Here is a 13,851-nt window from a genome sequence, read left to right on the forward strand (position 1 = left end):
AAAAGCCGAATTGGGAGCTTAATTTTTTGTGTATTTTTTTGTAAGTATTTGAAGGCCCGGCTGTACTCTTTGCGAGGATTAAAAATTGTTGCAAGGAGGAGTATTAATGACAGAAATCAATCTGGACATGTTCCAGGCCGGTGCGGTGGCCGCTCTGGTTTATTGTCTGGGCCGTTTCCTGATCGAAAAGGTACCTGTTTTGAACAAGTACTGTATTCCCGCTCCCGTTGTGGGCGGGCTGATCTTTTCCATCCTGAATTTGTGCCTGCATTTGTCCGGAATTGCGGAGATCGGCTTTGATTCGACGCTGCAGACCGTGTTTATGACGATCTTTTTCTGTACGGTCGGCTTTACGGCGTGCTTCAGTCTGCTGAAAAAGGGCGGAATCCAGGTGCTGATGTATTTGGGACTGGCGCTCGGGATGGTGATCCTTCAGGATCTTATCGGCGGCGGACTGGCGGGTGTGTTTGGAATCGACCCCAAACTGGGCCTGTGCATGGGTTCGATTCCCCTGGTAGGAGGGCACGGAACCTCCGCGGCGTTCGGGCCCATGCTGGAAAAGAACTTCGGAGTGGTTGGGGCAACCACCGTGGCGATTGCCGCGGCAACGTTCGGCCTGGTGGCCGGCGGAGTGATGGGCGGGCCGCTCGCCCGCCGCAGGATTCAGAAACACGGGCTGCATTCCACCGCTCTGGAAGAAAACATCACGGATGCGGAAGCGGAGGAAAAGACGACGATTCATCCGCAGCGGTTTGTCAATGCGTCTTTGTTTATTGCGGTGGCGATCGGGGCAGGCACGCTGGTCGTGGCGCTGTTCAAAAGCTGGGGAATAACAGTACCCGGATACATTGGCGCGATGCTGGTGGCGGTCGTCATACGGAATGTCTGGGATGCAGGTAAGAAAGAGGTGCCGATGCCCGAAATCGATTCCCTGGGCAACCTATCCCTTCAGCTTTTCCTCGCGATGGCATTGATGGGCCTGAAGCTGTGGCAGTTGGCCTCTCTGGCGGTGCCGATGATCGTGATCCTTCTTGTTCAGACAATTCTGATGGCGTCTTACGCCTACTTCGCGGTGTTCAATCTCATGGGCAGGGATTATGAGGCTGCCGCGATGACGACTGCGTTCTGCGGCTTTGGCATGGGTGCCACGCCGAACGCGATGGCGAATATGGGGGTTCTTGCGGACCGGTACGGCCCGTGCCCCCGCGCGTATTTCATCGTTCCCCTGGTCGGCAGCTTATTTATCGATATGTTCAACAGCGGTATTCTGACGATATTTATCAATCTCTTTCCCTAATGCGTGTTTGAATTTCGGGATTAATCCCAAATAAATGGAGGCTTTTGAATTATGAGCAAAAGTGATTATGTCAATCAGGTTTTGGCGGATGTGAAAAAGAAAAGTGCGGACGAGCCGGAATTTGTTCAGACGGTCGAGGAAGTGCTGACTTCCATCGCACCCTTTATCGACGCGCATCCGGAGTACCAAAAGGCCGCGCTTCTCGAACGGATCACGGAGCCGGAGCGCACCATCGAATTCCGCGTCACTTGGGTCGATGATGCGGGAAAAGTCCGGGTCAACCGTGGATACAGGGTTCAGTTCAACGGCGCCATCGGCCCCTATAAGGGCGGGCTGCGGTTTCATCCGTCCGTCAATCTTTCGATCATGAAGTTCCTCGGATTTGAACAGACGTTTAAAAACAGCCTGACCACTCTGCCGATGGGTGGCGCAAAGGGCGGCTCCGATTTTGATCCCCGCGGAAGAAGCAACGCGGAAATCATGCGTTTCTGCCAGGCGTTTATGACGGAGTTGTACCGCCACATCGGCCCCGACGTGGATGTTCCCGCCGGAGACCTCGGCGTCGGCGGCCGGGAAATAGGCTATCTGTACGGGCAGTACCGCAGAATCCGCGGCGCTTTTGAAAGCGGTGCGCTGACCGGAAAGGACCGTTCCTTCGGCGGAAGCCTGATTCGTCCGGAAGCGACCGGGTTCGGTGCCGTCTATTATGTCGCGAGCATATTTGAGCATGAAAAGGAGACGTTTCACGGAAAGACCTTTGCCATCTCCGGATTTGGAAACGTCGCATGGGGCGTTGTTCAAAAGGTCAGCCAACTGGGAGGGAAGGTCGTAACGCTTTCCGGTCCGGACGGCTATGTTTACGATCCGGACGGAGTCTGCACGCAGGAAAAGTTTGACTTTATGCTGAAAATGAGGAGCAGCGGTCACGACAAAGTCAAGGACTACGCGGATCGGTTCGGCTGCGAATTCTTCGCGGGCCAAAAGCCGTGGGGAGTAAAGGCGGATGTCGTCATGCCCTGCGCGACCCAGAACGACGTCGGCCTGGAAGAAGCCAGGAAAATCGTGGCAAACGGCGTCAGGTATTACATAGAAGTTGCAAACATGCCCACAACCAACGAAGCGCTGTTCTATTTGATGAAACAGAAAAATATCATCGTGGCTCCGTCGAAAGCGGTAAACGCCGGCGGCGTTGCGGTCTCCGGCCTTGAAATGTGCCAGGACAGCGAACGAATTTCCTGGTCGGCCGACGAGGTGGACTGCAAGCTGAAAGAGATCATGAAAAACATCTACGAATCGTCCGAAAAGGCGGCGGCGGAATACGGGCTTGGCTACAATCTGGTCGCGGGCGCGAACATTGCTGGGTTTAAAAAAGTAGCCGACGCGATGCTCGCTCAGGGAATTACGTCCTGATCCCCCGTAAAAGAGAGAAAGGAGTCCCCCGGACATGAAGGTATTGTTTTTAAAAGAAATGGACCGCTCGGCAAAGGACATACTGGTAAAGAACGGAATTCAGGTGATTGTAAGTCACAGCCGGAGCGAGGCGGATTACGTCCGCGAGATCCAAAGGGACCAGGTGGACGGAATCTTTTGCCGGACGGAGGAGGTGACGCCCGCCATGATGGGTGCTTCGGCCCGGCTGAAGGTGATTGCAAAGCAGGGCGTGGGCCTGGATAACATCGACGTTCCGTATGCTACAAACAACGGCATTCAGGTGGTTTACGCCCCCGGCGGCAATGCCAATTCGGTCGCGGAGCACACCATCTTTCTGATGCTGGCCTGCGCGCGCAGATTCAATTATGTGGACGGGATTTTCCGCGCCGGCAACGCTGAGGTGCGCTACACGCTTCACGACACTTTTGAATTGAAGGGCATGACGCTGGGTCTGCTGGGGTGCGGGCGAATCGGGCAGCTGGTGGCCCAAAAGGCGGCCCGCGGCTTCGGTATGAACGTGATCGGCTACGATCCCTACCTAAAACAGGACGCCCTGGATGCGGCGATCACGTTGAAAAAGAGGAAGGAAGAGGTGCTGCGGGAATCTGATTTTATCAGTCTTCACATGCCCTCCACACCTCAGACGCGGGGGACGGTCGGGGCCGCGGATTTTGCCCTGATGAAACCGACCGCTTCGTTCATCAACGCGGCCCGCGGCGATGTCGTGGTGGAAAAGGATTTGATCCTGGCGCTTCAGTCAGGACGGATCCTCGGCGCCGGCGTGGACGTCTACGCCCATGAACCGATCGGCCCGGACCACGCGCTGTTAAAAATGCCGCAGGTGATCGCGACGCCCCATACGGCGGCCACCACGGAGCAATCCGTCAAAAAGTGCTGCAGTATGGCGGCGCAGGGGATCGTGGAAGTCCTGACAGGGCAGAAAATCTCGTTTCCCGCCAATCATCCCAAAATGGTATCCTGATTACAACTTTTTGACATAGATAGGTCAACTTCTCCCCAAAACCCAAGCCGGATACGCAGAGTCCGGTTTGGGTTTTGAAGTTTCGACGGAGGTGCAAAATGAAAAAAAGATTCGTGATGAAAAAAGGGCTGATGCTTAAAATCCTGCTTTTCATCGGCGTGCCGGTCGCGGTGATTTTTGTAATGACCGCTTTTTTTATGACTCATGCGGTTAGACAATCCGTTTCAGAACTGACAACCGACGAATTGACTTCAAAATCAATCTCGGCATCCTATGAGGTAGACAATTATTTCTCCAAATACAGGACGGTTGTGGAGCAGATGACGACAAGCGACCTTTTGCAGCAGTTTTTCTCGGAATCGGACGAAGAGAAGTACGGCGCCGCAGGCGGGTATGGGCGGATCAAGAATACGATTCAGAACATCTACCGGACGGATCCCGACGATTTTTCCTCCGTATGGTTCGGCGACTGCAAGTCCAATATGATGATCTCCAAAAACAAGGATAAGCCGTACAGCAAGAAGCTGTCCGAACGACCGTGGTATAAGCCGGCCGTGGAGAAAAAAAGCGTAGTCTACATTGAGCCGTACCAGGATTCCGTGACCGGGAAGATGGTAATGAGCCTGGTTGCCCCGATTTACCGGACCGGAACGGAGAATCTGGTCGGCTTCGCGGGCGTCGATATCACGCTGGACCGGCTTTATCAGATCTTGAAGGGGTACCGGCTCGGCGACTCCGGATTCTATATCCTGACCAGCGCCGGGGGCCGGCTGATCTATTATCCCGACGAGTCCCTTAAAAACAAGAGCATCAAAAGCTCCGGGATGTCTGAAAATGCAATCGGCAAGATCTCCGCCGGGAAGACGGGCTTTCTCTCTTACCGTGCGCTCGGCAGCCTGAATTTCGGTTATGTGTCGCCGGTGGGGGACACCGGCTGGACGGTCACGACCGGCCTGCCGGAAAACGAGTTCTATCGTTCCTATCATGCCATCCTACGCTCGCTTCTGGCGATGTTTATCGTTTCCCTGCTCATCATTCTGGGGCTGATACTGCTGACGTCGAAAAGCATTGTAAATCCTTTGATCAAACTGAAAAACACGGCGCAGGAGATTGCGGACGGAAATCTGGATACTAGGATCGACGCGGGCGGAACCGACGAGGTCGGCCGGGTCGCGCAGGCGATGTCCGGGACCGTGTGCCGGCTGCGCCAGTACATCGATTATATCGACGAAATATCAAATGTGATCGACCGCATCGCAAAGGGCGACTTTACTTTCGAACTGCAGTGCGATTACGCGGGGGAATTCGCAAAAATCAAGACTTCTCTCGAAAACATCAAGATCACGTTCGCAGGCGCCTTCTCAGAGATCGACAGGTCCGCGGACCAGATCGCAAGCGGCTCCGGAGAAGTGGCAAACGCGGCGCAGGCGCTGGCGCAGGGGGCGACCGAACAGGCGGGCTCCGTCGAACTGCTGTCCGATTCCGTCGGGGAGATTTCCGGGAAGATCAGGAACAACGCGGCGAATGCCGCCAATGCCGAAAAGCTTTCCGAAGCAGTCATGACGGAAATCAGGAATGAAAATGAGCTGATGTCTCAGTTGACGGCCGCGATGAACGAAATCGGGACGTCGTCCGACCAAATTTCCAAAATCATCAGGGCAATCGAGGACATTGCGTTTCAAACCAACATTCTTGCCCTGAACGCCGCGGTGGAGGCGGCACGCGCGGGGGACGCTGGAAAGGGATTTGCCGTTGTGGCGGAAGAAGTTAGAAATCTGGCGGCAAAGAGCGCGGAGGCGGCGAAAAGCACGACCCATCTGGTCCGCAACGCCATCCAGTCGGTCGAGCACGGTACCGGAATTTCGGAAAAAACCTCCCGGTCCTTTCAAACGATCGTAGATTCCGTGGAAAAGACGGCGCGCTCCGTGAAGGAGATTTCAAAGAGCAGCAGTGAGCAGGCTGCTTCCGTGGAGAGGGTCACGCAAAGCCTGAGCCAGATCTCCGCGGTGGTTCAGACAAACTCCGCGACCTCGGAAGAAACCGCCGCTTCCAGCGAAGAGCTGAGCGGTCAGGCCCAGTCGCTCAAGACTCTTTTGGGACGTTTTAAATTCAACTGATAAACAAAAACCGGCGAAAACGATTTTCGCCGGGCACGGCTCCGGCTTTACTGTTCGGATACAATCAGCAGCCCGTCGATAAAATTTTTCACGCTGATTTTTCCGCCCCGGGGACGCTTTCCGCGGATATAATCCATTTCCGCTTTGACTTCTTCAAACGGGAACAGGCTTCCCGAGTACTGCGCGAAGGCTTCGTTCATGAAATCTTCTATTCCCAGCTGCGCCAGATTCCTCATTCCCTTCGCAATCGCACGCCGGATCCTTTGCTCCATGCTTTGGGGAACCGTGGACAGCTGGCCGCACAGACGGCCGATGTTCACCTGGTAAATCGAAATTTTATTCTCGTGTAAGTACTGGCAAATCTTTAGAATGTCGATGCAGCCCTTTTCGCCTGACATGCCGAGCTGGTTCATTGTGAGCTTCGCTCGGTTAAAATAGGGCTCCGGTTTCACTGCGGCGGGAGGGGAAGGGTTTTCCTCAAAATGAAACAGGTTCCGGATACTGTCGAGGGTACGCTCGTTTTGAAGCTGAACGGAGACCGTCTGTATGACCGATTTCACTTCGATGGAATTGATCGGCTTGCTGATGAAAAAGTCCACTCCCGAATGATAGGCTTTTTCAATTAATTTTTTATCGGAAATCTGAGAAATCATGATGTATTTTGCGCGGCAGGAGAGGTCCCTAAGGCTTTTGATCACCTGAATTCCGTCTTTCTTCGGCATCAAAAAATCGACTAGGACGATGTCCGGCCGGGACGACAGAATGGCCTGCTCGTCGGGAGGGCCGCCGTCGGAGCTTCCGCAGATGATCCCCAGATTCTGCTGCTCGACCAGATCCTCCAGCGTGTCGATCACGGGCTGATCGTCTTCGACAATGTAGATTCTCATCTCAGTCCCCTCTCCAGAGCGGAGGCCGGTATTTCCATGTGAAATTCCGTTTTTACGTTCGGCTGGGATTCCACACGGATCGTGCCGTGGAACTGCTCCTCTACCGTGCTTCGAACCCCGGAAAGTCCGACCCCCCGAAACATATTCCCGTTTTCCAAATCGAATTTTGTGGAAAAGCCGTGCTGAAAAATTTTGGGGATGTTCTTTTCAGAAATCCCCGGCCCGTCGTCGGAAACGGAGATCTGATAGGTTTGCCCCGCCAGCTGCTCGGTAATATCGACCCGATGTTTCCTGTGATTTTTTTCCTCGCTCAGCGCAATCGCCTCAACGGAATTGTTCACCAGATTTTTCAGCAGCAGCATGACGGAGTAATGCGCCTGCGTTAGGAAATCATGCTGATACTGAAAATTCAGACTGATGTTGAGATGCTTGGACTCGATCATCCGATAAGTCGCGTCTCTGAGAATCGTCAAAATATCGCTGAACCACATCTCTTTTTCCGGGTACTGGTTTCTGACCTCCTGCTCCAGGCCTCTGATGATGCAAATGTAATCTTTCTTGATTTCATGGACGTCCCGCGCGATCATCAGCGCCCACTCCTTGGTTTGCAGCTTTACCTGCTGATTGGACAGCGCTTCGTAAAGGCGGTAGGAGTTGCTCATGATCTCTTCAATTTCTTCCGTGTTCTTTTTCATGAAATAAATTTCATTTTTTAGCCCCGCGGTCATTAGAAACAGCCGTTGGTACCGCTGCTCGTGTTCCTTTTTTGTCAGAAGGAAGCGATAGCGCTCAATCAGCAAAAGAATAAAACCTACCAAAATGGTCCGCACGACCGCGACCGAAAGAAGCTCAAACACACGTCGTTTTTGAATCGGAAAACCGTTCCTTAAAAAATTTTCAAACATGTTGGAAATAAAGTCGCAGCATAAAACGGAAATAATCAGACGGGGGAAGCGCGCCATATATTTGTTTTGGACCAAAAAAAAGAACAGGAGGCTGTAAAACAGGTAGTACAGACCGCCCGGTAGGGCGGACTGAATGGCGGGGATAACGCCGGCACCCGAAACGTATGCCGCCGCGCTGCGAAAAACGAAAATCATTCCCCCGGAGGTGATTCCGGTCCAGAGCGTATTCGTCTCCAGATCCATCGTCATTATCAGAACCGGGAACAGGACGACGGACAGCGAGATCCGCAGACCGTCATAAAACAGGTTCCAATAAATTTCAGAGACCACTGTAATGCAAAGACCTGTGAACAAAGTTTGTTTCCATTTCGTTTTCCGTTTCATATTATCGAGTCCTTTCAGATTCTTTGCGAGGAAAGGATACGGGAGGGCTTTTTAAGATGCGGATTCTATATCATAATATGGATTTAAGATACTTTTTCATAAATAATAGATCAAAAGAAGATATTTTTATTTATTACATACAAAATAGAATAGATTTTTTCGCTAAATCGAAGAAAAAGATAGATTTCACTAAAAATGTGAGAAAAATAAACGGAACAGCCGGGGCAGAAGGGGGCGGCGGCTTCGTTTCTCCGCCGGGTCCCGCGCTGTTGCCGCAAGGCAGAAAAAAACGCCGTACACGGATTTTCATCCATATACAACGCTCGAACGCACAGTGCGAAAACTCTTATCAGCCTCGACCCCTGTACAAAAAACGAGACGGGTGGTATGATAAGAACTGCAATGTGCCGATATTCGGTTGCGTATGAAGGTTGTGCTCCGTATGCAGGAAGCAGGTGTTCCCGCACCTGCTTCTGCATTGCAGTTTTTGTGCTTTACAGGTAAATTATACCGCGTTCGGATTCGAAGTCAAGGAAAAGCCGTTCATTGCCGTGGAAAAGGTATTTTGCGCGGCCGCGATCGGGCTTTTCCCGCTGCCGGAAGAGTCACAGAATAAGGGCAAGGGGAGCATACAGCTTACCTTGCCCTTATTCCGTTACCATCGCAGGCTGATACTGCAAAGCGGAAACCCCGATTTTTCTATTCGGGATAGTATCTTTTTATAACTGCGCCCTTTTATGTAGTGCCGGATTTATTTTTATGTTCGTTCTGCTTCCTCACACACATGCGGGGTACCGCACCTCATCCCGAATGGCTTACTATTCCAGTTCCCGGCTTTTGTCCGGATCGGGTATCCGGTTTTCAATTGTTTTCAACTCGGAGTAGATGATCGCCTGGTTTTTTACGACGGCAGTCAGATTCTGGTTTAACCACTCCAGCTGCTTTTTTAGATCTTCGTCCATTTCCTTATACCTCCGATACAGATTTGACCTTTTTACGGCCAAATAAATTGTATCGAAAAAATTACGATTATGTAGAAAAGTAGGACGAGAGCGAACTAAAAATACAAAAAATACCCTTTAAGCCGTCAGGTGTGAAAGGCTTTCCCCACGGCGCTTTGTTACGCGCTTTTCGGTTTTTCAAGCAGCGGCATCAGTTTCGCGGAAAGAAGAGAGACCAGCGGCACGGTAAGGACGACGGCGGAGCTTCCTGCGAGCGCCTGAATGATTTCCGCCGCGATATGGTTGGAGTTCATTACCTGCTGATACGGCATGTTGTAGGTATAAATCTGAATCATCATCACAAGGGAAGAACCGGTGAACGCCAGAATCAGTGTGTTTGCCATAGTGCCCATCATATCGCGGCCGACATTCATGCCGGAAGCAAATAAAGTCGGGGCATCGGTTTCCGGATTGCTGCGATAGATTTCATTTATTGAAGAGGCCACAGAGATGGCAACATCCATGACCGCCCCGAGTGATGAAATCAGAACGGCCGCAAAAAACAGGCTGCCTACCTTCAGTCCGCTGTGGGAAGAAATCGCCAGCAGGGAGTCTGTGTCGGAAAACGTGTAGCCGGAGGTTTGAGTCAGGCAGCTGAAAATCTGGGCAATCCCCGCTGAAACGGCGACTCCGCCGATGGTACCCAGAATTGCAATCAATGTTTTTCGTTCGATCCCCCCCACCAACGGAAGAGTTACGCAGGAAGTAGCGGCGGAGAAAATCAGGACGGCGGCTGCTGGGGAAAGACCGTGGTACAGCAGGGGCACAAAAATAAAAATGACGCTTGTCATCGTAAATCCGATGGCCACGACCGACTGAAAGCCGCGTTTCCCGCCGACGAAGCAGAGCAGCAGGACGAAAAGAACCGCCATTGCGTAAAGGTAGGGGGTTCGGTGCGGGGAGTTGGGGTTGATGTTGACGGTTCCGCCGTCACCCGTTGCGCTCACGGAAACAATGATGGTCTGCCCGGCATTCAACTTGTAATTGGTATCGTAATTCAGATTATTGACGATGTGGTAGCTTCTGCCTTGAAAATTACCCGTCAGGATTTTTACCGTGACGTTCTGCGAGCCGACCAGCAGCTCCGGATGGATTTCGTCTTTTTTTGTGCTTTCAGAATCGACGGAAATTACGCTTGCCTGTTCAAAGGAAATCTGGTCGTTTCCCGACAGGCTGTAGGGGTTGTAATAAGCCTGGTGACGGCTGACGGAATAGGCGAATACGGTATAGACGGCCAGAATCAGCAGCAAAAGGGCCAGTTTCCATTTCTCTTTGATCTCAACACGCGGCACGGCGCATTCCCCGCCTTTTCTTTCAATTTATGATAACAACCCCGTTTCACAATCAGTGCAACGGGGTTGTTTTGATACAGGAAGCGGATTAGCTGCGGGCAGTCGGTTTTTTTCGAAGGGCTGCGATGCATCCGGCGGCTACGATCAGCGCAAGAGCCGCAAGCGCGGCATACAGGTATGTGCCGCCTTCCCTGTCGCCCGTTTTGGGATTGGAGGCCGCGGAAGCGGGGGCTGTTGTTGAAACTGCGGCCGTCGGGGACGCGGAGGTCTTGGTGATGGTATAGGTGTCGATCGGCGTGTCGGAGCTGGTCTTATAGGTTGTCAGAGTAAAGGTATCGCCGGTGACTTTTGCGTAAGTGTAGGTCGGTTCGTTATTTTGCCAGCCGACCGCGCTGAAGGAGTGATCCGCCGTGGCGTTGTATTTATAGTATTTGCTGCCGCTGCCGGAATCAAGCGTAAGGTACACGGTCCCTTTCGGATTGGTCACCTGGCCTTTTTTAACCGTGCTGACGGCGGACCCGCCATACATTTGATAAGTGCGGGTGTAGTAATGGTCGTGACCGTTCAGCACAATATCGATCTGGTATTTGTCCATCAGCTTCGTCCAGTTTTTGCGCATGAACATCGTGTCGTCATCCGCTGAAGTCGCACCGTCGTGGTTGGCTTCGCTGTAAGGCGCCTGATGGAAAGAAACCACCTTCCATTTTGCGTCTTTGTTCGCGTCGATTGCCTGTTTCAGAAAGGCGTCGTGCGCGGAAACGTCATAGAAGTTGTTGCCTTCCAGCACCAGAAACAGCGTGTTGCCGTAACGGAACCAGTAATCTCCGTTGTTGTCGTCCACATTGTTTGTTTTGGTCTGCCCAAGGGTGGAAAGATTGGGCTGATTGTAATGGAAGCTGTAATACTTGCCCATCTGGAAGTCGTGATTGCCGGAATAGGCAGCCAGAATATGGGTTTGCAGATAATCAGCCGAGGAATCGGGGTTGAAAAATGCGTTGTATTCCTTTTGCTGCGTATACAGATGGTCGTAATTGTTTACCTGGTCGCCCATGGAAAACAGGAAGTTCAGGGAAGGATACTTCGAATATACTTTTTTGAGCGTGTTTGCCCAGCCGGCCTGATCATTGGCCAGATTTCCGCTCGCGCCCATCTGGGGATCGCCGAAAGCCGCAAAGCTGAATCCGTCCTTGGCGGATTTTGTCTGGAACGTATATGTTTTGCTCCAGGTTGTCCCGTCTCCTACGCGATAGGTATAGGAGGTATTCGGAACAAGCCCGCCGACCGTGACTTTGTCGGAGTATTCATCCGAAAGGGCCGCCCCGCTTTCATCCTGAAAAGAGCCGATGGACTGATCGGTGTTTTTGGGATTGTTAAGAACACCTTCCGTCGCCGTCATCTTTGCGACGGCCGCCTGCTTTGTCGAGTCCGCAGGGAAACTGTTGTTCTTCATGTCGCTTGTTTTCGCAATCTGAAGCTGTCCGGCGGCGGAATTGCCGCTTTGCCAGCAAAACCGTACTTCCGTTTCCGTACTTCCGATTCCGATCGTAATGTTGTAGGGAGCCGAGGCTGATGCCGCCTGTGCCGGGATCCCGAGCGCAGCGCCCATGACTGTCAGGGCACAAAACGCCGCCGCGATGGTTTTGACCGCTTTTTGACGAATCAACATTGATTGAACCTCCTCTTTCAAATGGCTGAATTAACAGCGTTATTGTAGTCTCTGCAAATGGGAAGCCGGTTACAGTCCTGTTAATTTCTGTTAAATTCTTGATAACCTTTCGATTTAACAAGAATTTAAAAGCGGTTACGTTGATCTTCTGATCTGCGCATGATAGGATCATTTCGGAACAGCAGAATTAAATCCGTTGTAAGGGCTGATGTTAATGTGTCTTTCCGACTGGTTTTTGCGGTTGAAACGAATTGCGGATCAGAGAATGAAGCCTGTCCCCAAACGGCTGTCCAGCCTGTCTCCTTATTATTATGTTTTGCTTGGCTGCGTTCTTTCTTTCGTAGTCTGTACTCAAATTCTGATTACACGCCTGATTTTTCCGTTTCTTCGTTCCGAATCCGATCTGACCGAAGCCCGTTCCTACTATCGAGCCGCTGCAAGCAGTGCCGTCACGCGGACCGGCAGTCAAAATGTTCCGCCGGCAGCGGAAACGAAGGCCGTGCCTGATCCCTTTGATCAGCTGCAAGCCGTCAACCGAGACGTGACGGGATGGATTACCTTGCCGGAAACAGCGATTGATTACCCGGTCCTTCTGGCGCCGGCGGGTTCACCTGATTTTTACCTGACCCATGACTGGGAAAAAAACGAAACCAAATACGGAAGTATTTTTATGCTGAGCTCCGATTCGGCGGGCAAACAGGTGAAAAATACGATTTTATACGGGCACAGTATGAAGGACGGAAGCATGTTCGCCCCCTTGCTGAATTACGAAAGCCTTGCTTTTTACCGTGCCCATCCCGTTGTTCTGTATCGGAAGGGCGGCGAAAAGGCCTGCTGGAAAATTTTTGCCGTCATGAAAGTGAATACGGATCCGGCTCAGGGAAAGCCCTTTGACTATCAGAAAACCTCGTTTTCCTGTGAAGAAGATTTTTTGGAATACCTTTATCAGGTTCGAATCCGTTCAATGTTCGAATTTCCGGTTGACATTAAGCCGTCTGATGAAATTATAACGCTCTCCACCTGTTCCTATGAATTTGAGGGTTTCCGAACAGTGGTGTTTGCACGGCGCGTCCGGGACTCGGAAAAAGAAAGCGTGAAGGTATCGGAAGCGGTAAAGAATCCCGACGTACTGTATCCCGACTGCTGGTATAAAAGGTTCGGCGGGGAACAGCCTTTTCTGCCCGATTTTCAGGATGCAATGCGCGGCGGGAAGCTGTCCTGGCTGAAAACGGACTGAACATTGCGTAAAAAAGCTCTTTGCCGACCGGATTCGGCAAAGAGCTTTTATCATGACAGGAGGGGATGAACCCGGGCCGGACCTTCGCTGCGATCGGCGACATATTTCTGATATTTGGCTTTCTCCGCTTGAATTATTTTATTTGAGCAGAATGAGCTGGAAGTGAAAGAAAAGAGAATTTCCAGAAATTTCTTTGTATGAAACCCTGGACAAATTAAAAAAATTGTGGTATCATCAAATTCCGCTCTTGAAGCGGGCCGCAATCTGTAAAAGTCTGTTGACAAAGCGAACATGTTGTGGTATTATTAAAAACCCGCGCAGTTGATAAATATTAAAACTTTAAAAATTGTGGTCGGGTGTTGACAAACGGAGATCAGCGTGCTATACTAATAAAGTTGCTCGCCGAATGACACACAAAGCGGGCATGGGACCTTGAAAATTAAACAACGAGACGATAAAGAAGGAACCCGTAAAGATTTCGAGAGTAAAAGTACTTTCGGACGAAAAGAGACGGAAACTCTTTCCAAAAAACCAAAAGATACGTTAGTGTATCGACTGAAGAGCCGAAACGACTCTAAGATAGATATAAACGCCTTCGGGTGATTATATACCATATTTTAGAGAGTTTGATCCTGGCTCAGGACGAACGCTG

At 51.4% G+C, this 13,851-nt stretch carries 10 protein-coding genes; 5 read left to right on the plus strand and 5 right to left on the minus strand.

Annotated features, from left to right (window positions below):
* The first annotated feature begins 106 nt into the window (after positions 1-106).
* The 4 genes from gltS (at position 107) to CAFE_RS17800 (ending at position 5,827) form a co-directional block, all read left to right on the plus strand.
* Positions 107-1,297 carry a sodium/glutamate symporter gene (gltS, locus tag CAFE_RS17785; RefSeq protein WP_066645927.1) on the plus strand — a complete coding sequence of 397 codons (1,191 nt, stop codon included), beginning with the start codon at positions 107-109 and terminating at the stop codon, positions 1,295-1,297.
* A 51-nt stretch (positions 1,298-1,348) separates the two neighbouring features.
* Complete coding sequence (gdhA, locus tag CAFE_RS17790) at positions 1,349-2,707, plus strand: NADP-specific glutamate dehydrogenase (protein WP_066645929.1); 1,359 nt, start codon at positions 1,349-1,351, stop codon at positions 2,705-2,707.
* A 34-nt stretch (positions 2,708-2,741) separates the two neighbouring features.
* On the plus strand, positions 2,742-3,710 hold the full coding sequence (locus CAFE_RS17795; protein ID WP_066645931.1) for a hydroxyacid dehydrogenase: 969 nt from the start codon (positions 2,742-2,744) through the stop codon (positions 3,708-3,710).
* 98 nt (positions 3,711-3,808) lie between these two features.
* The gene (locus tag CAFE_RS17800) at positions 3,809-5,827 is read left to right on the plus strand and encodes a methyl-accepting chemotaxis protein (RefSeq protein ID WP_066645934.1); all 2,019 of its coding nucleotides are present in this window, start codon (positions 3,809-3,811) and stop codon (positions 5,825-5,827) included.
* A 47-nt stretch (positions 5,828-5,874) separates the two neighbouring features.
* Here CAFE_RS17800 and CAFE_RS17805 read toward each other — a convergent pair whose 3' ends face one another.
* The 5 genes from CAFE_RS17805 to CAFE_RS17825 form a co-directional block, all read right to left on the minus strand.
* Positions 5,875-6,714, minus strand: a complete 840-nt coding sequence (locus CAFE_RS17805) for a DNA-binding domain-containing protein (RefSeq protein ID WP_066645935.1) — start codon at positions 6,712-6,714, stop codon at positions 5,875-5,877.
* On the minus strand, positions 6,711-8,003 hold the full coding sequence (locus CAFE_RS17810) for an ATP-binding protein (RefSeq protein WP_066645936.1): 1,293 nt from the start codon (positions 8,001-8,003) through the stop codon (positions 6,711-6,713). Before CAFE_RS17810 ends, CAFE_RS17805 begins: the two co-directional genes overlap by 4 nt.
* Positions 8,004-8,821: 818 nt before the next feature.
* Positions 8,822-8,965, minus strand: coding sequence for a hypothetical protein (locus CAFE_RS17815; protein WP_156991369.1), 144 nt, complete (start codon positions 8,963-8,965; stop codon positions 8,822-8,824).
* 158 nt (positions 8,966-9,123) lie between these two features.
* Positions 9,124-10,296, minus strand: a complete 1,173-nt coding sequence (locus CAFE_RS20535; protein ID WP_066645940.1) for a YibE/F family protein — start codon at positions 10,294-10,296, stop codon at positions 9,124-9,126.
* An 88-nt stretch (positions 10,297-10,384) separates the two neighbouring features.
* Positions 10,385-11,962 carry a purple acid phosphatase family protein gene (locus CAFE_RS17825; RefSeq protein WP_066645942.1) on the minus strand — a complete coding sequence of 526 codons (1,578 nt, stop codon included), beginning with the start codon at positions 11,960-11,962 and terminating at the stop codon, positions 10,385-10,387.
* 241 nt (positions 11,963-12,203) lie between these two features.
* Between CAFE_RS17825 and srtB the strand changes: the two genes are divergently transcribed.
* Positions 12,204-13,199: a class B sortase gene (srtB, locus tag CAFE_RS17830; protein ID WP_166525181.1), complete on the plus strand. Its 996-nt coding sequence runs from the start codon at positions 12,204-12,206 to the stop codon at positions 13,197-13,199.
* Positions 13,200-13,851 lie beyond the last annotated feature (652 nt).

Source organism: Caproicibacter fermentans (genome assembly GCF_009746625.1).
In the GTDB taxonomy this organism is placed as follows: Bacteria; Bacillota; Clostridia; order Oscillospirales; family Acutalibacteraceae; genus Caproicibacter; species Caproicibacter fermentans.